This is a genomic window from Streptomyces sp. NPDC001381, from assembly GCF_042895685.1.
Classification (GTDB): Bacteria; Actinomycetota; Actinomycetes; order Streptomycetales; family Streptomycetaceae; genus Streptomyces.
The window spans coordinates 128,084-151,741 of record NZ_JBIAWO010000002.1; the positions used below are offsets into that span (position 1 = coordinate 128,084).

At 71.4% G+C, this 23,658-nt stretch carries 20 protein-coding genes and 1 tRNA gene; 11 read left to right on the plus strand and 10 right to left on the minus strand.

Translation table 11 applies throughout. The annotated features are described in order from the left end of the window. Window positions 1–154 precede the first annotated feature (154 nt). Complete coding sequence (locus tag ACFY2L_RS07665; protein WP_390658722.1) at window positions 155–832, plus strand: GntR family transcriptional regulator; 678 nt, start codon at window positions 155–157, stop codon at window positions 830–832. A 235-nt stretch (window positions 833–1,067) separates the two neighbouring features. Here ACFY2L_RS07665 and ACFY2L_RS07670 read toward each other — a convergent pair whose 3' ends face one another. The 4 genes from ACFY2L_RS07670 to ACFY2L_RS07685 form a co-directional block, all read right to left on the minus strand. After that, on the minus strand, window positions 1,068–2,456 hold the full coding sequence (locus ACFY2L_RS07670; protein WP_390821767.1) for an OFA family MFS transporter: 1,389 nt from the start codon (window positions 2,454–2,456) through the stop codon (window positions 1,068–1,070). A gap of 122 nt (window positions 2,457–2,578) precedes the next feature. Beyond that, entirely contained in the window at window positions 2,579–4,723 is a 2,145-nt protein-coding gene (locus tag ACFY2L_RS07675; RefSeq protein WP_390821768.1) for an acetate--CoA ligase family protein, read from the minus strand. A gap of 4 nt (window positions 4,724–4,727) precedes the next feature. Further along, window positions 4,728–5,960: a formyl-CoA transferase gene (frc, locus tag ACFY2L_RS07680; protein ID WP_390821769.1), complete on the minus strand. Its 1,233-nt coding sequence runs from the start codon at window positions 5,958–5,960 to the stop codon at window positions 4,728–4,730. An 11-nt stretch (window positions 5,961–5,971) separates the two neighbouring features. Beyond that, entirely contained in the window at window positions 5,972–7,654 is a 1,683-nt protein-coding gene (locus tag ACFY2L_RS07685) for a thiamine pyrophosphate-binding protein (protein WP_390658719.1), read from the minus strand. Between the two features lie 143 nt (window positions 7,655–7,797). Here ACFY2L_RS07685 and sucC point away from each other — a divergent pair, with 143 nt between their 5' ends. The 10 genes from sucC (at window position 7,798) to ACFY2L_RS07735 (ending at window position 17,448) form a co-directional block, all read left to right on the plus strand. Continuing rightward, window positions 7,798–8,928 carry an ADP-forming succinate--CoA ligase subunit beta gene (gene sucC / locus ACFY2L_RS07690; RefSeq protein ID WP_390821770.1) on the plus strand — a complete coding sequence of 377 codons (1,131 nt, stop codon included), beginning with the start codon at window positions 7,798–7,800 and terminating at the stop codon, window positions 8,926–8,928. Between the two features lie 13 nt (window positions 8,929–8,941). After that, the gene (gene sucD, locus ACFY2L_RS07695) at window positions 8,942–9,826 is read left to right on the plus strand and encodes a succinate--CoA ligase subunit alpha (RefSeq protein WP_390658717.1); all 885 of its coding nucleotides are present in this window, start codon (window positions 8,942–8,944) and stop codon (window positions 9,824–9,826) included. A 9-nt stretch (window positions 9,827–9,835) separates the two neighbouring features. Beyond that, on the plus strand, window positions 9,836–11,377 hold the full coding sequence (locus ACFY2L_RS07700; RefSeq protein WP_390821771.1) for an aldehyde dehydrogenase family protein: 1,542 nt from the start codon (window positions 9,836–9,838) through the stop codon (window positions 11,375–11,377). Between the two features lie 294 nt (window positions 11,378–11,671). Beyond that, window positions 11,672–11,756: transfer RNA gene (locus ACFY2L_RS07705), tRNA-Leu, on the plus strand. A gap of 418 nt (window positions 11,757–12,174) precedes the next feature. Beyond that, the gene (locus tag ACFY2L_RS07710) at window positions 12,175–13,347 is read left to right on the plus strand and encodes an ATP-binding protein (RefSeq protein WP_390821772.1); all 1,173 of its coding nucleotides are present in this window, start codon (window positions 12,175–12,177) and stop codon (window positions 13,345–13,347) included. Beyond that, a complete protein-coding gene (locus ACFY2L_RS07715) occupies window positions 13,344–13,745 on the plus strand; it encodes a roadblock/LC7 domain-containing protein (RefSeq protein ID WP_390658714.1) in 402 nt (133 codons plus the stop codon). The genes ACFY2L_RS07710 and ACFY2L_RS07715 overlap by 4 nt, the downstream gene beginning before the upstream one ends. Further along, on the plus strand, window positions 13,742–14,119 hold the full coding sequence (locus ACFY2L_RS07720; RefSeq protein WP_390658713.1) for a DUF742 domain-containing protein: 378 nt from the start codon (window positions 13,742–13,744) through the stop codon (window positions 14,117–14,119). The genes ACFY2L_RS07715 and ACFY2L_RS07720 overlap by 4 nt, the downstream gene beginning before the upstream one ends. Beyond that, the gene (locus ACFY2L_RS07725; protein WP_390658712.1) at window positions 14,094–14,687 is read left to right on the plus strand and encodes an ATP/GTP-binding protein; all 594 of its coding nucleotides are present in this window, start codon (window positions 14,094–14,096) and stop codon (window positions 14,685–14,687) included. The genes ACFY2L_RS07720 and ACFY2L_RS07725 overlap by 26 nt, the downstream gene beginning before the upstream one ends. Window positions 14,688–14,695: 8 nt before the next feature. Beyond that, window positions 14,696–16,048 carry a cytochrome P450 gene (locus ACFY2L_RS07730; protein ID WP_390821773.1) on the plus strand — a complete coding sequence of 451 codons (1,353 nt, stop codon included), beginning with the start codon at window positions 14,696–14,698 and terminating at the stop codon, window positions 16,046–16,048. Between the two features lie 245 nt (window positions 16,049–16,293). After that, window positions 16,294–17,448 carry a tryptophan dimethylallyltransferase family protein gene (locus ACFY2L_RS07735; protein ID WP_390821774.1) on the plus strand — a complete coding sequence of 385 codons (1,155 nt, stop codon included), beginning with the start codon at window positions 16,294–16,296 and terminating at the stop codon, window positions 17,446–17,448. Window positions 17,449–17,672: 224 nt separating this feature from the next. On the opposite strand, the gene ACFY2L_RS07740 is transcribed toward ACFY2L_RS07735, so the two are convergent. The 6 genes from ACFY2L_RS07740 to ACFY2L_RS07765 form a co-directional block, all read right to left on the minus strand. Beyond that, window positions 17,673–18,959 (minus strand): flavin-containing monooxygenase, encoded by a 1,287-nt coding sequence (locus ACFY2L_RS07740; protein WP_390658709.1) that lies wholly within the window; start codon window positions 18,957–18,959, stop codon window positions 17,673–17,675. 204 nt (window positions 18,960–19,163) lie between these two features. Then, window positions 19,164–19,865: a GntR family transcriptional regulator gene (locus tag ACFY2L_RS07745; protein WP_390821775.1), complete on the minus strand. Its 702-nt coding sequence runs from the start codon at window positions 19,863–19,865 to the stop codon at window positions 19,164–19,166. Window positions 19,866–19,936: 71 nt separating this feature from the next. Continuing rightward, window positions 19,937–20,938, minus strand: coding sequence for a proline racemase family protein (locus tag ACFY2L_RS07750; RefSeq protein WP_390658707.1), 1,002 nt, complete (start codon window positions 20,936–20,938; stop codon window positions 19,937–19,939). Between the two features lie 39 nt (window positions 20,939–20,977). Continuing rightward, entirely contained in the window at window positions 20,978–21,874 is an 897-nt protein-coding gene (locus ACFY2L_RS07755; RefSeq protein WP_390821776.1) for a dihydrodipicolinate synthase family protein, read from the minus strand. 76 nt (window positions 21,875–21,950) lie between these two features. After that, window positions 21,951–23,354 carry an FAD-dependent oxidoreductase gene (locus ACFY2L_RS07760; RefSeq protein ID WP_390821777.1) on the minus strand — a complete coding sequence of 468 codons (1,404 nt, stop codon included), beginning with the start codon at window positions 23,352–23,354 and terminating at the stop codon, window positions 21,951–21,953. Further along, complete coding sequence (locus ACFY2L_RS07765; RefSeq protein WP_390821778.1) at window positions 23,347–23,646, minus strand: (2Fe-2S)-binding protein; 300 nt, start codon at window positions 23,644–23,646, stop codon at window positions 23,347–23,349. Before ACFY2L_RS07765 ends, ACFY2L_RS07760 begins: the two co-directional genes overlap by 8 nt. Between the last annotated feature and the right edge of the window lie 12 nt (window positions 23,647–23,658).

A 23,658-nucleotide genomic window follows, 5' to 3' on the forward strand; every position in this document is an offset into this window, starting at 1 on the left:
ACAGTGCGCCGTAGACTGTAGACGAAAGACAATCGATACTCGGCTGTAGACAGTACGCAGTACACCGTGGACAGCCGACCCCGAGACGTCTTTCGCATACGTGGCTTTCCGGCTGCACTTGCTGACCGGCGCTGCCCAGGAGGGGAACCGACCGATGTTGTCGACAGGACTGCCGCAGGGTGCGGTACCCAAGCTCGAACGGCCAGGCCCGCTGCGCGACCGTGTCTACGAGGCGCTGCTCGAACTCATCACCACCCGCGCCCTCCAGCCCGGCCAGCACCTGGTCGAGAGCGAACTGGCGAGCCATCTCGGCGTCTCCCGCCAGCCGGTGCGCGAGGCCCTGCAGCGGCTCAACACCGAGGGCTGGGTGGACCTCAGGCCCGCCCAGGGCGCGTTCGTGCACGAGCCGACCGAGGAGGAGGCCGACCAACTCCTCACCGTCCGTACGCTGTTGGAGGCCGAGGCCGCCCGGCTCGCCGCCGCGCACGCGGACAAGGCCGGCATCGAGGCCCTGGACGAGATCCAGGCGCAGGGCCAGCTGGCCGTGGCCAAGGACGACGTGGACGCCGCCGTCGTACTGAACGCCCGCTTCCACGCCAAGATCATGGAGCTGGCCGGCAACGCGGTCCTCGCCGAGCTGGCGGCACAGGTCGACCGCCGGGTGCGCTGGTACTACACGCCCGTGGCGCGGCAGCGCGGCCACCAGTCCTGGATCGAGCACCGCGACCTGATCACCGCCATCGCCGATCACGACGAGCAGCTGGCCACCCGGCTCATGCGCGAGCACACCGAGCACACCCGGCGCTCGTACCACGACCGCGCCAAGTCCTGAGCCTTCTCGGGGCACAGGCCCCGGCGCGCCCCGACCGCCGGCTCACCACCGGCGGTCGGCCGAAGCCGCCCCGGCGGCGGCCCCGGCGCGTGACGGAAGGCGGGGTCCGCCCCGGTCGTGGCGGACCCCGAATCCCTGTGTGCCCTCAGGCGGTGGCGCCCCCGGTGCGGGCCCCCCTCCGTCCCGGCGAACCGGCCCCGGACGCCCCCGGCCGCCGCAGCGGCAGGGCGATCGGCTACGCCATCTCCTCGCCGAGCGGCTGCGGGTTGGGGACGATGCTCCGGGCCTTCGGCGTGCCCCCGGACTTCAGGAAGAGCGCCAGGACCGCGGAGGCCAGCCCGATGGAACCCGCGAGCACGAACGCGCCCTGGTAGTCCCACGCGTCGACGACGATTGCGCCCAGTCCGGAGCCGACGAGTCCCGAGATCAGCTTCGAGCTGTAGACCATCCCGTAGTTGCTCGCGTTGTTGTTCTCCCCGAAGTAGTCGGCCGTCATGGCCGCGAACAAGGGGAAGATCGCCCCGCCGCCGAAGCCGGAGACCATCGAGCAGAACAGGAAGAACGGCATGCTGCCCATCTGGCCGGAGACCAGCACGCCGAACTGCGCGGTACCGAGCACGAGGCACACGATGATCAGGGTGTTGCGGCGTCCGTAGCGGTCGGAGATCCAGCCGATGACACCGCGGCCGGTGCCGTTGACGATCGCCTTCAGGGACATCGCCGTGGCCACGATCCCGCCCGCGAAGCCCATGTCCTTGCCGAACGGCACCTGGAAGGCGATGCCGAAGATGTTGATGCCGGCCGTGCACAGCAGACAGAACCACATCATCCACAGGACGGGCGTGCGCGCGGCCTCCTTCGGGGTGTACTGCTTGGCCGCCGGCGGGTTCTTCGCCAGCGCCCGGCGGATCTTCGGGTCGTCGGTGAGCTTCAGCGGGTCGACGTGCGCGGGCCACCAGTTCTTCGGCGGGTCCCGGAAGAACCAGCCGGCCGTGGCCACCACCAGACACAGCCCGACGCCCACCGACGCCAGGACGCCCTGGTAGTTGCCCAGGTCCAGGTACGAGGTGAACAGGAACACGAACGGCACGGAGCCGTAGGCGAAACCGCCGTTGACGAAGCCGGTCTTGCCGCCCTTGCGCTCCGGATACCACTTGCCGACCATGTTGATGCAGGTCGCGTACACCAGACCGGCGCCGATCCCGCTGCACATGCCGAAGCCGAGATAGGCGACGAGCACGTTCGGCGCGTACGCCAGCGAGAGATAGCCCAGCAGGGTCCCGACCGCGCCGATCAGCATCGCCGTACGGGCGGGAAGCCTGCCGCTCTCCCGCAGTCGTCCGGCCGGGAAGGCCACGGCCGCCTGGAAGAACACCCAGACGCCCATCAGCCAGAAGATGTGGCCGCTGCTCCACAGATGGGCCTGGTGGAGCGTGTCCTCCGCCGACGTGAACGCGTATTCGGCGGAACTGATGCCCATCATGCCCACCCAGGGCAGGACGACCATCCACTTGCGTGCGCGGCCCATGATGTCGATGTCGGACTCGCCGATCCGGTACACGCGGCCGTTGCGGTCCGTCACCTCCCGGTGGGGGAGGGACGTCGAGTAGTCGGTTGTCGTCATGCAGCTCAGCACCCCTTGCGTCGAAAGTTCTGGCCAGCGCCCCCTGTCCAATGCCTTTCGTGCGCGCACGGGTCCCGGGGCCGGCCGGCGCGCACCCGCCGGCCGGTCCCCTGCGTGTCACCTCATGAACCGCCCCCCAACAGGCCCGCCGCCCGCGCCCAGCGGTACTTCGCGCCGAGCACGGAAACCGGTTTCTCGGTCGTGTACGGGTACGCCGCGACCCCCCGCTCGAACAGGTACCGGCAGGCCTCCTCGACCTCGACGTCACCGGCGAGCGACGCGACGACGGGCTTGTGCACACCGCGCTCCCGGAACTCGGCGACCACGCGCGCGGTGAGTTCCGCGAACACCATCGGCGGCGTGACGACGGTGTGCCAGTAGCCGAGGACGAGAGCGTGGACGCGCGGATCCTCCAGGCCCAGCCGGATCGTCGCCTCGTACGTCGACGGCGGCTCGCCCCCGGTGATGTCGACCGGGTTGCCCGCGGCCCCGAAGGGCGGGATGAACTCCCGGAACGCCGCGTCCAGGTCCGGCGGGATCTCCATCAGGGTCAGGCCGTTGTCGGTGACCGCGTCGGACAGCAGGACGCCGCTGCCGCCGGCGCCGGTGATGATCACCACGTTGTCGCCCCGCGGCGTGGGGAGCACCGGCAACGCGCGTGCGTACTCCAGCATGTCGTTCAGCCCCGGCGCCCTGATCACGCCGGCCTGCCGCAGGATGTCGTCGTACACCGCGTCGTCGCCGGCGAGCGCCCCGGTGTGCGAACCGGCGGCCCTCGCGCCCGCCGCGGTACGCCCCGCCTTGAGGACGACGACCGGCTTCTTCGGCACGGTGGCCCGCGCGGCCTCGACGAAGGCGCGCCCGTCCTTGAGGTCCTCCAGGTGCATCGCGATGCACTGGGTGTGCGGGTCCTCGCCGAACCAGGTCAGCAGGTCGTCCTCGTCCAGGTCCGACTTGTTGCCCAGCCCGACGATCGCCGACACGCCCGTCCTCGTGGTGCGGGCGAAACCGAGGATCGCCATCCCGATGCCGCCCGACTGCGAGGTCAGCGCCACCCCGCCCTTGACGTCGTACGGCGTGCAGAACGTGGCACACAGGTCCTGCCACGTGGAGTAGTAGCCGTAGATGTTCGGCCCGAGCAGGCGTACCCCGTACCGCTCGGCGATCGCCACGAGCTCCGCCTGGAGCGCGTGCTCGCCGGTCTCCGCGAAGCCGGAGGGGATCAGGACGGCGTTCGGGATGTTCTTGCGTCCCACCTCCTCCAGGGCCGAGGCCACGAACCGGGCGGGGATCGCGAAGACCGCCACATCCACCTCACCGGGAACGTCCGTGACACTCTTGTACGCCTTCCGGCCCAGGATGTCATCGGCCCGGGGGTTCACCGGATGGATGTCCCCGGCGAATCCGCCGTCGACGAGGTTGCGCATCACCGAGTTGCCGATCTTGCCCTGCTCGTTGGAGGCGCCGATGACGGCGACGGAACGGGGCTGCATCAGACGGCGCATCGTCGACAGGATCTCGTCGCGTGCATACCGTCGACGGGGTGCCGGCTGCGACTCGGCGAGGATCACCCGGATGTCGGCGGCCACCGCCCCCTCCGGCGTCGCGATCACCGGATTGAGGTCCACCTCGGCGATCTCCGGGAAGTCCGCGACCAGTTGGGAGACCCGCCGGATCTGCTCGGCGATCGCCCACCGGTCCACCCCGGCCTGCCCGCGCACCCCGCGCAGGATCTCCGCCGAGCGGATCGAGTCGAGCATCGACATCGCCTCGTCGGCGTCCACCGGCGCCAGCCGGAAGGTGACGTCCTTGAGCACCTCGACGAGCACCCCGCCGAGCCCGAACGCCACGACCTTCCCGAAGGCCGGATCGGTGACGGCCCCGACGATGACCTCCCGGCCCTTCGGCAGCAGCTCCTGGATCTGCACACCCTCGATGCGCGCCCCGGCGTCGTACGCCCGCGCGTTCTCCACGATCCGGTGGAACGCGGCCCGTACGTCCGCCGCCCCCTCCACACCCACGACGACACCGCCGGCGTCGGTCTTGTGCAGGATGTCCGGCGAGACGATCTTCATCACCACGGGTCCGCCGAAGCGGGCCGCGTACGCCACGGCCTTCTCGACGTCCGTGGCCAGCTCCTCGCCCGGTACGGCGATCCCGTACGCGTCGGCGATCACCCTGCCCTCCGGCGCGGTGAGCGCGGTGCGTCCCCCGGCGCGCGCCGCGTCGAGCAGCGTGCGCACCCGCAGGATCCGGTCCTCGGCCATCACGTCAGATCACCCCGTTCGACTTGAGCAGGCGCAACTCCTGGTCGCCGAGGCCCAGTTCGCCGACGTAGATCTCCTCGTTGTGCTCGCCGAGCAGCGGGGAGGCGGTCACCTCGACGGGGGAGTCGGAGAGCTTCAGCGGGCTGCCGACGGTGACGAACTCACCGCGCTGCGGATGCGGGACGCGGACCACCATCTCGTTGGCGACCAGAGACTCGTCCTCGATGATCTCCTTGGTCGACAGGATCGGCCCGCAGGGGATGTTGCGGGCGTTGAGCCGTTCCAGCACCTCCCACTTGGGCAGTGTCGAGGACCACTCCTCGATCAGCTGGAACATCTTGCCCAGCTTGGGCAGCCGGGCCTGCGGTGTCGCCCACTCGGGGTCGTCGGCCAGCTCGGGCCGGCCGATGAGCTCGCTGACCGGCCGCCAGCCGACGGGCTGCACGATCACGTACACGTAGTCGTTGGGGCCGCCCGGCGCGCACCTGACCGCCCAGCCGGGCTGGCCGCCGCCGGAGGCGTTGCCGGAGCGGGGCACCTCGTCGCCGAAGTCCTCGTTGGGGTACTCGGCGAGCGGCCCGTGGGCCAGGCGCTGCTGGTCGCGCAGCTTGACCCGGCACAGGTTGAGCACGGCGTGCTGCATGGCCACGTTCACGCGCTGTCCGCGTCCGGTGCGCTCCCGCTGGAAGAGTGCCGCCAGTATCCCGGCCACTGTATGCACTCCCGTGCCGGAGTCGCCGATCTGCGCGCCCGTCGCCAGCGGCGGCCCGTCCTCGAAACCGGTGGTCGACATCGACCCGCCCATGGCCTGCGCGACGACCTCGTACGCCTTGAAGTTGGTGTAGGGGCCGTCGCCGAACCCCTTGATGGAGGCATACAAGATGCGTGGGTTGATCTCCTGTATGCGATCCCAGGTGAACCCCATACGGTCGACCGCGCCCGGCCCGAAGTTCTCCACCATCACGTCCGAGCGCCGGATCAGCTCGGTGAGGATCTCCTTGCCGCGCTCGGTCTTGGTGTTGAGGGTGATGCTCCGCTTGTTGCAGTTGAGCATGGTGAAGTAGAGGGAGTCGACGTCCGGGAGGTCGCGCAGCTGCCCTCGCGTGATGTCACCGGAGGGTGCCTCCAGCTTGACGACGTCCGCGCCGAGCCAGGCGAGCAGCTGGGTCGCGGAGGGCCCGGACTGGACGTGGGTCATGTCGAGGACGCGAATGCCCTCGAGTGCCCTTGCGGTCATGGGCGTTCACCTCACTTGTACATGGTCTGGTTCATGGTTCCGGGGGCGTACGCGTCCGGGTCCACCCAGACGTTGATCAGCGAGGGCTTCCCCGACTCGCGGGCGCGGCGCAGCGCGGGGCCGATGTCGGCGGGGTCGCGTACCTCCTCGCCGTAACCGCCCAGCATCTGGGCGAACTTGTCGTAGGGGACGTCGCCGAGGGTGTTGCCGACCCGCTCGCGCTCCACGCCGTACTTGGCGGCCTGGCCGTAACGGATCTGGTTCATGGAGGAGTTGTTGCCGACGATGCCGACGAAGGGCAGGTCGTAGCGGACGAGGGTCTCGAAGTCCCAGCCGGTGAGGGAGAACGCGCCGTCGCCGAAGAGGGCGACGACCTCCTTGTCGGGCCGCGCCTGCTTGGCCGCGAGCACGAAGGGGACGCCGACGCCGAGCGTGCCGAGCGGACCCGGGTCCATCCAGTGGCCGGGGGACTTGGGCTGGACGACCTGCCCGGAGAAGGTGACGATGTCGCCGCCGTCGCCGATGTAGACCGAGTCCTCGGTGAGGAAGTCGTTGATCTCGCCGACCAGGCGGTACGGGTGGATCGGCGAGGCGTCCGAGCGCAGCTGCGGCAACCGCTTCTCGACGGCGGTCTGTTCGGCCGCGCGCAGTTCGTCGAGCCACTCCTTGCGCTGGGACGCTCCCCCGTCGAGACGCCCGGAGGAGGCGTCGGTCACCGACTTCAGCACCAGCCCCGCGTCGCCGACGATGCCGAGGTCGATGTCCCGGTTCTTGCCGACGGTGCGGTAGTCGAGGTCGATCTGGACGACGGTCGCGTCGGCGGACAAGCGCTTTCCGTAGCCCATCCGGAAGTCGAAGGGTGTGCCGACGATCACGATGACGTCGGCGTGGGAGAAGGCGTAGCGGCGCGAGAGCTGGAAGTGGTGCGGGTCGCCGGGCGGGAGGGTGCCGCGGCCGGCGCCGTTCATGTACGCGGGGATGTTCAGGGTGCGCACCAGTTCGACGGCGGCCTCCGTGCCGCGGGTCGTCCACACCTGGCTGCCCAGCAGGATCGCGGGCTTCTCGGCGTGCACGAGGAGGTCGGCGAGTTTCTCGATCGCCTCGGGGTCGCCGGCCGAGCGGGTCGAGGCGCGGTAGGCGCCGGGCTCGGGCACCCGTGCCTTCGCCACGGGCACCTTGGCGTCCAGGACGTCGCGCGGGATCTCCAGGAAGGAAGGGCCGGGAGCGCCGTGGTAGCACTCGCGGAACGCCATCGACACCATGTCGGCGGCCCGCGCCGTGTCCGGCACGGTCGCCGCGAACTTGGTGATCGGCGTCATCATGTCGACGTGCGGCAGGTCCTGCAGGGACCCCATCTTGTGCTGGGTGAGCGCCCCCTGGCCGCCGATCAGCAGCATCGGGGACTCCGCGCGGAAGGCATTGGCGACACCGGTGACCGCGTCGGTGGTGCCGGGGCCGGCGGTGACCACCGCGCAGCCCGGCCTGCCGGTGATGCGGGCGTAGCCGTCGGCGGCGTGTGCGGCGACCTGTTCGTGGCGTACGTCGACGACTTCTATGCCCTCGTCGACACAGCCGTCGTAGATGTCGATGATGTGGCCGCCGCACAGGGTGTAGATGCGGTCGACCCCCTCCGCCTTCAAGGCCTTGGCGACGAGATGGCCGCCGGAGATCACGTCCTGCGTGTCGTCGGGCATGGCGAAGTCCTGTCCCTTCGTAGGGGGTGGGATGCCGTTTGGAGTACATTGCATACAGTCGACGAATACTGTATGAAGCTTGTTATCCCGCATCCGGTGGGTGGTGTCCAGGGGGCGTGCGGCACTTTCAGACAGGAGCCGAAATGGACCTGTACGAACACCAGGCAAGGGAACTCTTCGAGGAACACGGCATCCCGGTACCGAGGGCCGAGGTGACCGACTCGCCCAAGGAGGCGCGCGGGATCGCCCGTCGGCTCGGCGGGAGGGTGGTGGTGAAAGCCCAGGTCAAGACGGGCGGACGGGGCAAGGCGGGCGGCGTCAGGCTCGCCGCCGACCCGGCCGCCGCCGAGATCACGGCCCGTCAGATCCTGGGCATGGACATCAAGGGGCACACGGTCGGCACGGTCATGCTGGCCCAGCCCGTCGACATCGAGACCGAGTTCTACGTCTCCTACGTACTGGACCGCGCGGCCGGCCGGTTCCTCGCGGTCGCCTCCGCCGAGGGCGGCATGGACATAGAGGAGGTCGCCGCTACCCGGCCCGACGTGGTCGCCCGGATCCCGGTCGACCCGGCACAGGGCGTCACCTCGGCGAAGGCCGCCGAGATCGCCGCCGCGGCCGGACTCCCGCCGCAGACCGTCGACGCCCTGGTGCGGCTCTGGCAGGTCCTGGTCCGCGAGGACGCCCTGCTCGTCGAGGTCAACCCGCTCGTGCGCACCCGGCGGGGGCGGATCCTCGCCCTCGACGCCAAGGTCACCCTCGACGACAACGCCTCCTTCCGGCAGGCCCGTCGGGGTACGGCCGCGGCCGGGCACGCCGACCCGCTCGAGGCGGCCGCCGCGGCCAGGGGCCTCCACTACGTCAGGCTCGACGGCGAGGTCGGCGTCATCGGCAACGGCGCCGGTCTCGTCATGTCCACCCTCGACGTGGTCGCCGGCTGCGGTGCCCGACCCGCCAACTTCCTCGACATCGGCGGCGGGGCGTCCGCCCGGGTCATGGCCGACGGTCTGGCGGTCGTCCTGTCCGACCCCGCCGTGAAGTCGGTCCTCGTCAACGTCTTCGGGGGCATCACCGCCTGCGACGCGGTCGCCGAGGGCATCGTGCGGGCCCTGGACACCGTACGGCTGACCAGGCCGCTCGTCGTCCGGCTCGACGGCAACAACGCGGCGCGGGGGCGCGCCCTCCTCGACGAGCACCCGCATCCCCTGGTCGAGCAGGCCACCACCATGGACGGCGCCGCCCGCCGTGCCGCCCACCTCGCCACCGCAGCCTGAGGAGACCGGACCCATGGCCATCTACCTCACCAAGGAGAGCAAGGTCCTCGTCCAGGGCATGACCGGCGGCGAGGGAATGAGGCACACCCGGCGCATGCTGGCGGCCGGCACGGACGTGGTCGGCGGCGTCAACCCGCGCAAGGCGGGCCGTACCGTCGACTTCGACGACCGTGCCGTACCCGTCTTCGGGTCGGTCGCGGACGGTATACGGTCGACCGGCGCCGATGTCAGCGTCGTCTTCGTACCGCCGGCGTTCGTGAAGGCGGCCGTGGCCGAGGCCGCCGACGCGGGGATCGGTCTCGCCGTCGTCATCACCGAGGGCGTCCCGGTCCACGACTCCGTCTCCTTCACGGCGTATGCGAAGGCACGCGGGACCCGGGTCGTCGGCCCGAACTGCCCCGGTCTGATCACCCCCGGCCAGTCCAACGCGGGCATCATCCCGGCCGACATCACCAAGCCGGGCCGTATCGGACTGGTCTCCAAGTCCGGCACGCTCACCTACCAACTCATGCACGAGCTGCGCGACATCGGGTTCTCGACCTGTGTCGGCATCGGCGGCGACCCCGTCGTCGGCACCAGCCACATCGACTGCCTGGCCGCCTTCCAGGACGACCCCGACACCGAACTCGTCGTCCTCATCGGGGAGATCGGCGGTGACGCGGAGGAGCGGGCCGCGGCCTACATCCGCGACCACGTCACCAAGCCCGTCGTCGGCTACATCGCCGGCTTCACCGCGCCCGAGGGGAAGACCATGGGCCACGCGGGCGCGATCGTGTCCGGTTCGTCGGGCACCGCGCGGGCGAAGAAGGAGGCGCTGGAGGCGGCCGGGGTACGGGTGGGCGGTACACCGACCGAGACCGCGCGGCTCGCCCTCGCCGTACTGGACGAAGGGGCGTGACCGCATCCCATGACCACCACCCTCACCCTCAAGCCGGGCACCTCCTGGGCCGACGCCTGGCGGCGCTGCCTCGCCGTCGCCCCGGAGGCCTTCCGTGAGGACCGTGTCCTCAACCTCTGGAACGCGAGCTGGCGGGCCGACGGCCGTGCGCTGCCCGCCACCAGCCCCGTCGACGGCGGCCCCGTCGCCGGACCGCCCCGCCTGGACGGGGCCACCGCGCACCGGGTGGTCCGTGCCTCCCTCGACCAGCACCGCGCCTGGCGGCACGTGCCGCTCGGCGAACGCCGGGCCCGGATCGCCGCCACCCTCGACGCCCTCGCCGAGCACCGTGAACTCCTCGCCCTGCTGCTGGTCTGGGAGATCGGCAAGCCGTGGCGGCTCGCGCAGGCCGACGTGGACCGGGCCGTGGACGGCGTGCGCTGGTACGTCGACGGGATCGAGGAGATGACGGCCGGCCGGGCCCCGCTGGACGGTCCGGTCTCCAACATCGCCAGCTGGAACTACCCCATGAGCGTGCTCGTCCACGCGGTGCTGGTGCAGGCACTGGCGGGCAACGCGGTCATCGCGAAGACCCCCACCGACGGCGGTGTCGCCTGTCTGACCCTGGCCTGTGCGCTCGCCGCCCGCGAGGGGATTCCCGTCACCCTGGTGAGCGGCGGCGGGGGCGAGCTGTCCGAGGCGCTGGTGCGGGCGCCGGAGATCGGCTGCGTCTCCTTCGTCGGCGGCCGCGACACCGGCGCCGCGGTGGCCACGGCCGTCACCGACCTCGGCAAGCGGCACATCCTCGAACAGGAGGGACTCAACACCTGGGGCATCTGGAACCACTCGGACTGGGACACCCTCGCCGCGGCGATTCCCCGGCTCTTCGACTACGGCAAGCAGCGCTGCACGGCGTATCCGCGGTTCGTCGTCCAGCGGGAGCTGTTCGACTCCTTCCTCGCCGCGTACCTCCCCGCGGTGCGCACGCTGACGGTCGGACACCCGCTCGCCGTGCAGCGCCCCGAGGATCCCCCTCCCCGGCTGGACTTCGGCCCGGTGATCAACGCGGCCAAGGCCAAGGAACTGCACGACCAGGTCGCCGAGGCCGTCGACCGCGGTGCCGTCCCGCTGTACCGGGGCAGCCCGGCCGACGCCCGCTTCCTGCCCGGCCAGGACACCTCGGCGTACGTCCAGCCCGTCGCGCTCCTCGATCCGCCGCCGTCCTCGCCGCTGCACCACGCGGAGCCGTTCGGCCCGGTCGACACGATCGTCCTGGTCGACACCGAGGCGGAGTTGCTGGCCGCGATGAACGCGTCCAACGGCGCGCTCGTCGCCACCCTGTCCACGGACGACCGCGCCACCTACGACCGGCTGGCCCCGCAGATTCGTGCCTTCAAGGTCGGCCACGGCCGGCCCCGCTCGCGCGGCGACCGCGAGGAGGTGTTCGGGGGCCTCGGCGCGTCCTGGCGGGGCGCGTTCGTGGGCGGGGAGCTGCTGGTGCGCGCGGTGACGCGGGGGCCGGCGGGGGAGAGGCCGCCGGGGAACTTCCCGGAGTACCGGATGATGCCCTGACGCCCCGCCTTCGAGGGGCCGTCCTCACCGTGGACCCGCACGGAGCGGGCCGTCCTTCACCGGGGCCCGCACGGAGCGGGCCGTCCCGCCGGCACGAATGCCCGCGCCGAGCGTCGCGTCCCGCCGACGCGGAACCCGGGCGAGGTGACGGTCCCGTCACCCGGTGTGACGCCCCCCGGCGGCCCTCCCGCAGCCCTCCCGCGGGGCGGATATGCAGGTGAAACGCACTCCGAAACCTTGGTATTGTTGTCCATGTCGCCGCGGGGAACACCCCCGACGGGCGGCAGACACCTTGTCCGGGTGGCGGAATGGCAGACGCGCTAGCTTGAGGTGCTAGTGCCCTTTATCGGGCGTGGGGGTTCAAGTCCCCCCTCGGACACTCTCACTCACCGTGCCGGTCACACTCCGCTCGGTGAGCACTCGATGCCCGCATCCGGCGTTCCGCCAGGTGCGGGCTTTCTCGTGCTCGGGGCAGCAATTGTTTGCATGTTGCCCGAATGTCGCGGAAGCCCGTTTATCAGTTGTGTTGCCTGGCCTCTCGGGCGAGACGTCGCGGAGGGCCTCTCCAGTACGGCTGACGGTCCGTCAATGTTCATCAGGGTCCCCATATTGGCGGTCTGTGGCGCCTTCTTGTGGTGATACGATCACGCTCGCTTGTAGAGCGGGCGGATGGGTGCAAGACGACATCTCCGACTACGGGGACAGTCCGGGCGGCAACCCCGGTGCGGGCGGTCCGCCGGTCCACCCGCATTGACGGGAATTCAGCAACTGGCCGTCAGTCGCCTGAAGAGAGTCTTATGACTGATTACATACAGAACCCGGTACTCTGGGCTCTCCTCGTCGCCGTACTCGTCGCAGTCGCCCTCATTGTTCGCCAGCGCAGGGCGGCGCGTACGTTAAGGCAGGAGTTCGCAGATCTCCGGGCTCGTCACGCCGAGCTCGAGAACGGGTACGCGAAATCCGTCGAGGCAGCTCAGGAAAGAGCCGAAGAGGCTACGAAAACGGTCCTGAAGTCCGCTATGCGGACCCTCCAGGGCCTCGCCGCGGAACAGCAGTTGATTGTCTCCCGGCTGCAGAACAAATATGGCGAGTCGGTCATCCTCCAGGACCTGCTGGAGATCGACCACACGAACTCACAGTTCGGCCGCCGCGCCCAGTCCATCGCCGTGCTCTGCGACGGCTGGCTGGGACGTCAGCGCGATGTCGCGTCGGTCTACGACGTGGTCCGCAGCGCCCAGGGCAGGGTCCGCCATTACCGGCGGGTGGAAATTCTCTCGCAGGTCGACTTCGGCATCACCAGCCGCGCCGTCGAACCGGTGGCGCTGGCCCTCGCCGAACTCCTCGACAACGCCACCAGCTATTCCAGCCCGGACACCGTCGTGGAAATCAACATCCGCACCGTGCCCAAGGGCATTTGCATCGTCGTGGACGACGCCGGTGTCGGTATGAACGACGAGGAACGGGCCCGCGCCGAGAAACTCCTGACCAGTGAGCGCGTCTCCGGCGTCTCCGCCCTCGGCAACCCGCCGCAGTTCGGCTTCGCCGTGATCGGCGTGCTCAGCGAACGCTTCGGCTTCGAAGTGTCCGTGGACTCCACCTCCCCCTACGGAGGCGTCCGCGCGGTCCTTCTCCTCCCGCACGACCTGCTCACCAGCGCGCCCGAGCAGAAGGAGCCGGCGCCGGTCGCGCCCCCCGTGGCGGCCGCCACGGCCCCCGGCGGCCCCGAGGCCCCGCTGGCCATGGGCACCACCGTCGACGGTCTGCCGAAGCGGCGCCGCAAGCGGCCGATGGCCATCGTGCCCGGCAGCGCGTCGAACGCCTCCGGCCCCGCCCGCTCCGGAGCGGAGACGGCGGCGATCATGGGCGCCTTCCAGCGAGGCACCCGGTCGGGCCGGGCCACGCAGACGGACCCCGCGGAACAGTCGAGCAGCACCCGTGGTGCAAGCAGCGAAGGGCATGAGTTCTCGTGAACGACGATCTGTCATGGATGCTTGACAGCGCCCTGGAGATTCCCGGCGCCCTGCACGCCGTCCTCATCTCCGCCGACGGCCTGTTGATGGCGCGGACGCAGGACTTCGACAAGGACGACGCGGACCGGGTGGCCGCCGCGATGAGCGGTGTGCAGTCGCTCAGCCGCTCCCTCGCCTTCTTCTGCGAGGACGCCCAGCAGCGGTGGCGGCAGACCCTGGTCGAGTTCGACGGCGGCTGGGTGTTCCTGATCTCGGCCGGCGAGGGCGCCTACCTCGGCGTCTCCGCCTCGCCCGACGTCGACATGCAGGACATCACCTTCCGGATGCAGCAGCTCGTCAGCCAGCTCGGCAAGGCCCTGACGACCCCGCCGCGCGAGAACCTCGGCGTACGGTCATGACCGGCTTCGACGAACTGGAGCCCCAGGCGCCGGAGTTAGTGCGTCCGTACGTCATCACCAAGGGACGCGGACTGCCCGACGAGGACCAGCTCTCCCTCATCACCCTGGTCACGGCCGCCGCCGATCAGCAGCAGCGGCCCACCCGGCTGTCCCCGGAGGAGCAGAGCCTGCTCGAACTGTGTTCGGCGGGCTACCTCTCGGTCGCCGAGATCGCGGGGCACACCCAACTGCCCCTGGGCGTCGTCAAGATCCTCCTCGCCGCCCTCACCGAGGGCGGCTACCTCGTCACCCGCCCGCCCGTGCAGCGGGCCCCGCTCGCCGACCGGGAGATCCTGGAGGAGGTGCTGAATGGTCTCAGGGCCAAGTTTGGATGAGAAGGCGTACGTCCGTGAGGGCGCGACCCAGACGGCGGTCAAGATCCTCGTCGTGGGTCACTTCGCGGTGGGCAAGACCACGTTCATCGGAGCGATCTCCGAGATCGAGCCGCTGTCCACCGAGGAGACGATGACACGGGCCGCCGAGTCGGTCGACGACCTCAAGGGGGTCCAGGGGAAGACCACCACCACGGTCGCCATGGACTTCGGCCGTCTGACCATCAGCGACCGGGTCGTGCTGTACCTGTTCGGAACGCCGGGCCAGCAGCGTTTCGTGCAGATGTGGGAGGACATGGCGCGCGGCGCGCTCGGCGCGCTGGTGCTGGTCGACCCCGAGCGACTCGCCGACTCCTTCGGCGTGATCGATCTGATCGAGCAGTACGGACTCGACTACGCCATCGCCGTCAACCACTTCGACGGCTCGCCGCTGCGCGACGAGGTGGCCCTGCGCGACGCACTGGACCTGCTCGACGACACCCCCGTCGTCACCTGCGACGCACGGGACGAGAAGTCCTCGGCCGAAGCGCTGATCACCCTCGTCCGCCATCTGCAGGACCGTGCCCACTAGGAGCAGAAATGGACGCCCAACCCACCGCCCCCGTGCCCCCGCCCGGGTGCCCGGCACACAACTCCGGCGGCAGAGTGCCGCTGTACGGGCCGGAGTTCGCGGCCGACCCGCAGGCCTACTACTCCTATCTCCGCCACTACGGGCCGACCGCACCCGTCGAGCTCTCCCCCGGGGTCGAGGCCACCCTCGTCACCGACTACGCGACCGCCCTCCAACTCCTCCAGGACTCCGGCTCCTTCCGCAAGGACGCGCGCCGCTGGCGGGACCTCAACGAGGGCAAGATCCCGCACGACAGCCCCGTAGCGCCCGTGCTGGCGTACCGGCCCAACGCCATGTTCAGTGACGGCGCGGAGCACCTGAGGCTGCGTCAGGCCATCACGGACAGCATGGCCCGCATCGACTCGCGCAAGGTGAGCCAGAGCACCGAACAGGTCTCCAACTTCCTCATCTCGCAGTTCGGTTCCCGGGGATCCGCCGATCTGCTCAGCGACTACGCCAAGCAGCTGCCGCTGTTCGTGTTCAACGAACTCTTCGGAGTGCCCGCGGACATCGGCGACCGCGTCGTGTTCGGCATCACCGGCATGTTCGACGGCGTCAACGCCGAGCAGGCGATGGGGGTGCTGTTCGGCGCGGTCGGCGAACTGGTGGCGCTGAAGCGGTCCAGGCCGGGTGACGACGTCACCTCCTGGCTGATGCAGCACCAGTCCAAGCTGACCGACGAGGAGATGGTGCACCAGCTCGCCCTGCTGATGGTGGCGGGCAACGAGCCGCTGCGGAACCTGATCGGCAACACCCTGCACCGGCTGCTGACCCACGACGCGTACGCCAACCAGGGCGGTCTGATCGACGAGGCGATCGACGACACGCTGTGGGAGAACCCGCCCATGCAGAACCTGGGCGCCCACTACCCCGCCTCCGACATGGAGTTCGCCGGGCAGAAGCTGCAGGCCGGCGATCTGATCCTGGTCAGCTACGCCGCCGCCAACACCGGCCCGACCCTGACGGCGGCACGTCAGGCGGGCAGCAACCGCGCCCATCTGTCGTGGAGCGCGGGCCCGCACGCCTGCCCGTCCAAGGAGCCCGGCCGGCAGATCACCGTGACGGCCATCGAGAATCTGCTCAACAAGCTCCCGGACGTCGAACTCGCCGTGCCGGTCGAGAGCCTGACCTGGCGGCCCGGCCCCTTCAACCGCGGACTCGCCGCGCTGCCCGCCAAGTTCACCCCCGTCCAGCCGGTCCGCAGGGCCGCCCCCCACCCCGCCGCCGAGACGCAGACGGGTCCCGAGCGGGGCGCCCACAAGGGCGGCCGCGCCGAACGCGGAGGTGTGTGGAGCCAGTTCCTCAACTGGCTGACGAGGTGATGCACAACCGGGCGAAGGGGTGATTCTCACAACACCTCCCAACTCTCCACCACTGCATGACGATTCAACCTCACGGGTAGTGAGGAACGCGGCATTCCGTGTTGCTCACGAGACAGAGGAGGTGTCGTGGACCACATATCCGCCGACGCCGTTTTCATACGACCCGCCATCGTCGTGCACCCGCTGATACCCGCCCCACCAGGCGGGTATCTTCTTGTCCGTCCCCTCCTCCCGGGGGAGGGCCGGTGACCGCGCCCAGACCGGACACCGCGGGCACGGCCGCCGCGGGAACCCTCGGCGGACACACCGCGGGTCAGCTGCTGAGGCTGAGCCGGATCGCGGGGCTTTCCGAGGCCGACTCCCAGATCTACGCGCGCACACTCGTGGAGGCCCTGGGTCCCGTCGCCCGCCGCCCGCTCGACCTGCCGCCGCCCGACGACAGCTTCCTCTCCGACGACCACACGCCGGTGGAGTTCTCGCTCTCCTTCGAACCCGGCAGGGCGCCCACCCTGCGGGTCCTGCTGGAGCCGGGCGCCGGTGCCGCGGGGCCGGCGCGCAACGGCGCCACCGGACTGCGGGTTCTGCGTGAACTGGCGGGACGCTGGGGCGTCACGACCGACCGGCTCGACGAGCTGGAGGACCTGTTCTTCCCGCCGTCGCCCGAGGGCCCGCTGGCGCTGTGGTGCGCGCTGGAACTGCGCCCCGGCGGGGTCCCGCGGGTGAAGGCCTACCTGAACCCCGCGGCGAACGGCCCGCAGCACGCCGCGAAAACGGTGCGCAAGGCGCTGAAACGTCTCGGCCACCGGCAGGCGTTCACCGCACTGCCCGACGGGGACCGCCACCTGTTCTTCGCCCTGGACCTCGGCGACTGGGACGAACCGCGGGTGAAGGTCTACCTCGCGCACCACGACGTACCGGCGGCGCAGGTGGGCGCCCTGTCCCGGATGGAGGGCGGCCCCGGCCCCGCGGAGATCGAGGAGTTCCTCCGCGCCGCCACCGGAACCGGCGCCGACGGTTTACGAGGGGACGACGGGCCGCGGCCACGGCGCGTCCGCCGGCCCCTCCAGACCTGCCACGCCTTCACCGACACGGCCGCCGGCCTGCCCAGCGGCTTCACGCTCTACGTCCCGGTACGCGACCACGCCCCGCACGACGGCGAGGCCCTGGCCCGTGCCACGGAACTGCTGCGGCGTTACGGCATGGACCCGGCACCGCTACTGCCGGCCGTGGCCGCGGTCACGTCCCGGCAGCCCGAGGACGGCGTCGGACTCGTCGCCTACCTCGGCCTCGCGCACCAGCACGGCAGGCCGCCCCGGATCATGACGTACCTCTCCTCGGAGGCGTACGAGGTCCGCCCGCCCGCCGTCACCGCACCCGCCGAAGCCACGGTCGGGCGGTAGCCGCCGGCACCGCACCGGCCGCGGTGACGGCACACCGCGGCACCGCAGCACGAAAGACTCCGAGGGGAGCCGTACGCCGACGTCGTCGAACCGCTCCCCTCCCTCCACGGCAAGGACGCGTGAGCCGCCCCGACCGCCCGGGCGGCGGCACGACGAAGGGTCCGGTCTCGCGAACGCGGACCGCGCGCACCGGACCCCTGATACCGCCGGCCACCCGGCCGCCGTCACTCCGCGCGCAACTCCTCCAGATACGGGGCCACGTTGACCTGGATCGACGCGCCCTGCGCCTGACCGTACTGGCCGGCGACGCCGCCCAGATAGGCGTTGATCTCCTTGCGCATGACCTCGGGCTCCGGCAGGACCGCCCGGCCCGCGACGAGCCGCGCCACCCAGCGCGTCTGCGCCTCCACCAGCCGTGTGATCGAGCCGTGCGGACGGACCAGGCCGACGAAGTACAGCCCGGGGTGGCCGGGCGCGACGACCCGCTTGTACAGCTCGACCGAGCCCTGCGCACCGATCGGGCAGCCGGCGGGCAGGAACGGAAACGCCATCCGGTACCCCGTGCAGTAGACGATGGCGTCGGCCTCCGCGGACGTGCCGTCGGTGAACACCACCCGGCTGCCCTCGACGAAGTCGATCGCGGGCCGGGGCGTGACCCCGCCGTGGCGTATACGGGTGAGTATCTCGTCGGAGATCGTCACGGCCGAGGCGAAGATCCGGTGGTCCGGCTCGGGCAGACCGTAGTCCGAGAGCTTGCCCCGGGCCACGAGCAGGGCCTGCTCGATGAACCGGCGCTGCTCCTCCAGGGACATGCCGGTCCACCACGGGGCCTCGGCGACGTCGTCCAGGGGCATGCCGAACAGCTGCTTGGGCAGGATGTGCAGACCCCGGCGCACGGAGAGGAGCGTCCGCTCGGCGTACCGGGAGAGATCCGCGGCGATGTCCACCGCGGAGGCGCCCAGCCCCACGACGACGACGCGCTGCCCGGCGTAGTCGCTGCCGTCGCGGTAGTCGACCGCGTGCAGAATCCTTCCCTCGAACGTCTCGGCACCCGGCGGCGGCTCGGGCAGGAGCGGTTCGGTGTTGTGCCCCGAGGCCACGATCACATGGGTGAAACCGCGTTCGCGGCGAGCACCGCGGGCGTCCCGGCTGACGACCGTCCACGCACCGTCGGCGTCCTGCCGCACCGACTCGACGGTCGTCTCCAGCTCGACGCGGTCCAGGACACCGGCCCACTCGGCGAAGGAACGCAGATAGGCGGCGAAGTCGCTGTGCCGGGGGTAGACGGGGTACGAGGCCGGCATGGGGTAGTCGGCGTAACCGGTGAGCCGTTTGTTGGTGTTGAGGTGCAGCGAGAGATAGCCGGGGCCGCGCTCACCGGCCTGGGGCTGCCGCCAGAGCCCGCCGACGTCCCGGGCCCGGTCCAGGCAGACGAAGTCGATCCCCTCGGACTTCAGCGCACGGGCCGTCGCCAGCCCCGACAGACCTGCACCGATGACACACACACGCACGGGATCCCCCACAGGAAAGACACCATCCTTTCGCGCCCGGGCAATTGACTGCCCATCGCACACACGCCCCACTCCTCCCACACCAGCGACATGGATCACAGGACGCGGGCGCGTAGCGCGGGGCAGAGGGGAGCCGATGCGAAGGAAGGGGGGAGGGGGCGACCGGAGAGCGAGCCGGGCCCGGCGGACTCCGCCGGAGGGGACCTAGTCGCGGGCGGACGCCCACAGCCCCCGTACGTGCCCGAGGTGGCGTGTCATCACCTCGTGCACGGTCCGCTCGTCGCGTGCCAGCAGGGCGTCCAGGAGTTCCAGGTGTTCCTCGGCCGAGGCCAGCAGCCGGCCCGACGAGGCGAGGGCGGTCAGGCCGTAGAGGCGGGCCCGGCCGCGCAGACCGCGGACCACCTCGACGAGGTGCGCGTTGCCCGCCAGGGCGAGCAGGCCCAGGTGGAAGCGGGTGTCGGCCTCGACATAGGCGATCAGGTCGCCCGCGACCGCGGCGGTGACGATCTCCCGGGCGGCCGGCCGCAGCGCCTCCAGCGACACCGGGTCGGCGGTCGTCGCCAGCGCCACGACCGTGGGGATCTCGATGAGCGCCCGGATGTGCGTGTACTCGTCGAGCTGCCGGTCGGAGACCTCGGTGACCCGGAACCCCTTGTTGGGGACGGGGTCCACCAGGCCCTCCTTGGCCAGGTCCAGCATCGCCTCGCGCACCGGCGTCGCCGACACGCCGAACCGGGACGCCAGGGCAGGGGCGCTGTACACCTCGCCGGGCCGCAGCTCGCCCGCGATCAGCGCGGCCCGCAGGGCGTCGGCGACCCGCTCCCGGTAGCTGCTGCGGCGGCCGCCGAGCACGGGAAGCGACGGAGCCGCGGGCTGCGGGCTGCTGTTCGGGGACGGGGCGGCCATCGGGGGTCTCCTCGGGGCGGGCTGTGCCATGTCACGTACCACCAGTATCTACGGCGGCGCGGTCCCGGCCGTCAGAGCACGAACCCCGCCGGGAACGGATCCGTCGGATCGAGCAGATACTGCGCCGTCCCGGTGATCCAGGCGCGGCCGGTGAAACTGGGCAGCACCGCCGGACGGCCGGCGACCTCGGTCGTCCCGAGCAGCCGGCCCGTGAAGCGGGTGCCGATGAACGACTCGTTCACGAACTCGGTGTGCAAGGGGAGTTCGCCCCGGGCGTGCAGCTGCGCCATGCGCGCGCTGGTCCCCGTACCGCAGGGGGAGCGGTCGAACCAGCCCGGATGGATGGCCATGGCGTGCCGGGAGTGGCGGGCGGTGGCGCCGGGCGCGTACAGGTGGACGTGGTGGCAGCCGCGGATGGACGGGTCCTCCGGATGGACCGGCTCCTCCCCGGAGTTGACCGCCTCCATCAGCGACAGCCCCGCCCGCAGGATGTCGTCCTTGCGGGCGCGGTCGAAGGGCAGCCCGAACTGCTCCAGCGGCAGGATCGCGTAGAAGTTGCCGCCGTACGCCAGGTCGTACGTCACCGTACGGCCGTCGGCCAGGGTGGCCTTGCGGTCCAGGGCGACCGAGAAGGACGGCACGTTCCGCAGCGTGACGGCCCTGGCGGCACCGTCCTCCACCGCCACCTCGGCGACGACGAGCCCGGCCGGGGTGTCCAGACGGATGGTGGTGACCGGTTCGACGACCTCGACCATGCCGGTCTCGACGAGCACCGTCGCCACGCCGATCGTGCCGTGCCCGCACATCGGCAGATAGCCGGAGACCTCGATGTAGAGGACGCCCCAGTCGCAGTCCGGGCGGGTGGGCGGCTGGAGGATCGCACCGCTCATCGCGGAGTGCCCGCGCGGCTCGTTCATCAGCAACTGCTTGATGTCGTCGCGGTGTTCACGGAAGTACAGCCGCCGCTCGTTCATCGTCGCGCCCGGGACGGTGCCGATACCGCCGGTGATCACCCGGGTGGGCATGCCCTCGGTGTGCGAGTCGACGGCGTGCAGGACGAGTGTGCTGCGCATGAAGGCCCCTTCTGGTCCGAGGAGTTGTGGCGGCTTGGGTCATGCCAGACCGGCGGCGACGGCCTTCTCGGTGGCCGCGCGCACCGCCGCCGCCTGCTCGGGAAGCAGCGGGAGGCGGGGTGGCCGGCACGGGCCGCCGTGCCGGCCCACCACGTCCATCGACAGCTTGATCGCCTGTACGAACTCGACGCGCGAGTCCCAGCGCAGCAGCGGATGCAGCTGCCGGTACAGCGGCAGCGCGGTGGTGAGGTCGCCGGCGACGGCGGACCGGTACAGCTCCACCGAGGCGCGCGGCAGCGCGTTGGGGTAGCCGGCCACCCAGCCCTTCGCACCGGCCACCGCCAGCTCCAGCAGCACGTCGTCGGCCCCGATCAACAGGTCCAGTTCCGGGGCGAGTTCGGCGATCCGGTAGGCGCGCCGGACATCACCGGAGAACTCCTTCACACCTTCGATGAATCCCTCGGCGTGCAGCCGTGCCAGCAGTTCGGGCACGAGGTCGACCTTGGTGTCGATCGGGTTGTTGTAGGCCACCACCGGCAGGCCCGCCTCCGCGACCTGCGCGTAGTGCGCCACGACCGCCCGCTCGTCGGCCCGGTAGGCGTTGGGCGGCAGCAGCATCACCGCCCCGCAGCCCGCCTCGCGCGCCTGCTCCGCCCACCGCCGCGACTCGGCCGCACCGTACGCCGCGACCCCCGGCATCACCCGCTCCCCGCCGATCGCGGCCACCGCGGTCGCCACCACCCGGGCGCGTTCCTCGGGCGTGAGGACCTGGTACTCGCCGAGCGAGCCGTTCGGCACGACGCCGTCGCAGCCGTTCGCCACCAGCCAGGCGCAGTGCTCCGCGTACCGGTCGTAGTCCACGGAGAGGTCCTCGCGGAGGGGGAGCGCGGTGGCGACGAGGACGCCTCGCCAGGGGCGATGCCGGGGAGTGGTCATGGGAGCGGGCCTCTCTTCCGTGGTGGGCTTGCTCGTACGTCCGACGCGTCGAGGCGGGTCGGTGCGGTGTGACATGTCACTGTGCTGGTGGCGGGTCGGTGGGCGCGGCCAGGACGCCGAGGGGGACCGGGCGGGCCAGCAGCCGTCGCGCGGGGGCCGCCGCACAGCCCGCCACGCCCGCCACCCCCGGTTCGCACATCCGGCCCTGGCACCAGCCCATCCCGGCCCGGGTCAGCAGCTTCACGGTGCGCAGGTCCCCGGCGCCCAGCGAGCCGACGGCCTCGCGGACCGCCCCCGCCGTGACCTCCTCGCACCGGCACACCACCGTCGCGTCGGTGACCTGCTCCGGCCAGTGGGCCGCGGGCGCGCAGACGCCGTCGAGTTCCGCGAAGAAGGCGCGCAGCCGGGCCCGGGCCTCGGCGGCCCGCGCCCACCCGCCGGGGTCGGGGGCCGTGCCGCGCAGGCGGGCCGCCGCCGACCGTCCCGCGATGTGTCCCTCCGCCAGGGACAGCGCCGCGCCGCCGATCCCCGTGGTCTCCCCGGCGGCCCAGACGCCGGGGACGTCGGTGCGCTGTTCGTCGTCCACGCGCACGGCCGGTCCGTCGAGGCCGCAGCCGAGGCCGTCCGCGAGATCGGTGTGGGGAAGCAGCCCGTGGCTCACCGCCAGGGTGTCGCAGGGGAGGAGGCGCTCGCTGCCGGGCACCGGGCGCCCCGCGGGGCCGAGCGCGGCGACGGTCACGGCCTCCAGCCGCTCGTCGCCGTGCGCCTCCAGCACCGTATGACGGGTCCTCACGGGCACCCCGCGGTACAGGAGTCGGGACAGATAGCCGGCGCCTTCGACGAGCTTCGCCGGTGCCTGGGCGAGGGGACGGGCCCGGCGTACGAAGTCCCCCGGGCGGGCCGACTCGACCAGGGCGGCCACCTCGGCGCCCGCCGCCGCGAGACAGGTCGCGACCGGCAGGAGCAGGGGACCGGTGCCGGCCACGACCGCCGTGCGACCGGGGAGCACGAGCCCGCCCTTCAACAGGGCCTGGGCGCCGCCGGCGGTGACCACACCGGGCAGCGTCCAGCCGGGGAACGGCAGGACCTTCTCGTAACCGCCGGTCGCGATCAGCACCCCGTCGGCGCGCAACGCCGCGGACTCCCGCTGCTCCGGACCGAGCAGCGCGTGAACGGTGAAGCCCGTCGACTCCCGCTCCACGCACCAGACATGACGATCATTCAGACAGGTGACCTCTCCCGCCGCGAGCCGCGCGTCCAGTCCGGCGCGCAGGCGCTCCCAGGTGCGCCACTGGTGGTGGAGCGCCCGGGGACGCCGGGCGCCGAGGCCGCGTGCGGGCTGCCGGTAGAACTGGCCGCCGGGCTCCGTCGCGGAGTCGACCAGTGTCACGCGGACGCCCCGCGCGGCCGCCGCCAGGGTGGCGGCCAGACCGGCCGGGCCGGCCCCGATCACCGCGAGGACCGGGCGGCGCTCAGTCATGGTGGCCCGTCCCTTCCTGGGTACGGACGTCCGCGCCCGGGGCGGCGGGCACCAGGCAGGCCCGCTGGTTGGGGCGGCCGTCGACGGTGACCAGGCAGTCGAAGCACACGCCGATCCCGCAGAACACCCCGCGCGGCCGCCCCCCGCCGCGCGTGGTGCGCCAGGCGGTGACGCCGGCCGACCACAGCGCGGCGGCGATCGTCTGTCCGGGCAGCGCCTCGATCTCCCGGCCGTCGAAGGCGAGGGTGAACGGGGCGCCCGGCCGGGCCCGCACCAGGCGCGACGGGTTCACGAACGGGCTCCT

Bases quoted from the DNA above. Each gene is read 5' to 3' on its own strand.
- ACFY2L_RS07730 (WP_390821773.1), top strand. From the start codon at position 14,696: ATGGACGCCCAACCCACCGCCCCCGTGCCCCCGCCCGGGTGCCCGGCA.
- ACFY2L_RS07750 (WP_390658707.1), bottom strand. From the start codon at position 20,938: ATGCGCAGCACACTCGTCCTGCACGCCGTCGACTCGCACACCGAGGGC.
- sucD (WP_390658717.1), top strand. From the start codon at position 8,942: ATGGCCATCTACCTCACCAAGGAGAGCAAGGTCCTCGTCCAGGGCATG.
- ACFY2L_RS07720 (WP_390658713.1), top strand. From the start codon at position 13,742: ATGACCGGCTTCGACGAACTGGAGCCCCAGGCGCCGGAGTTAGTGCGT.
- ACFY2L_RS07665 (WP_390658722.1), top strand. From the start codon at position 155: ATGTTGTCGACAGGACTGCCGCAGGGTGCGGTACCCAAGCTCGAACGG.
- ACFY2L_RS07685 (WP_390658719.1), bottom strand. From the start codon at position 7,654: ATGCCCGACGACACGCAGGACGTGATCTCCGGCGGCCATCTCGTCGCC.
- ACFY2L_RS07700 (WP_390821771.1), top strand. From the start codon at position 9,836: ATGACCACCACCCTCACCCTCAAGCCGGGCACCTCCTGGGCCGACGCC.
- ACFY2L_RS07745 (WP_390821775.1), bottom strand. From the start codon at position 19,865: ATGGCCGCCCCGTCCCCGAACAGCAGCCCGCAGCCCGCGGCTCCGTCG.
- ACFY2L_RS07675 (WP_390821768.1), bottom strand. From the start codon at position 4,723: ATGGCCGAGGACCGGATCCTGCGGGTGCGCACGCTGCTCGACGCGGCG.
- ACFY2L_RS07755 (WP_390821776.1), bottom strand. From the start codon at position 21,874: ATGACCACTCCCCGGCATCGCCCCTGGCGAGGCGTCCTCGTCGCCACC.
- ACFY2L_RS07710 (WP_390821772.1), top strand. From the start codon at position 12,175: ATGACTGATTACATACAGAACCCGGTACTCTGGGCTCTCCTCGTCGCC.
- sucC (WP_390821770.1), top strand. From the start codon at position 7,798: ATGGACCTGTACGAACACCAGGCAAGGGAACTCTTCGAGGAACACGGC.
- frc (WP_390821769.1), bottom strand. From the start codon at position 5,960: ATGACCGCAAGGGCACTCGAGGGCATTCGCGTCCTCGACATGACCCAC.
- ACFY2L_RS07760 (WP_390821777.1), bottom strand. From the start codon at position 23,354: ATGACTGAGCGCCGCCCGGTCCTCGCGGTGATCGGGGCCGGCCCGGCC.
- ACFY2L_RS07725 (WP_390658712.1), top strand. From the start codon at position 14,094: ATGGTCTCAGGGCCAAGTTTGGATGAGAAGGCGTACGTCCGTGAGGGC.
- ACFY2L_RS07670 (WP_390821767.1), bottom strand. From the start codon at position 2,456: ATGACGACAACCGACTACTCGACGTCCCTCCCCCACCGGGAGGTGACG.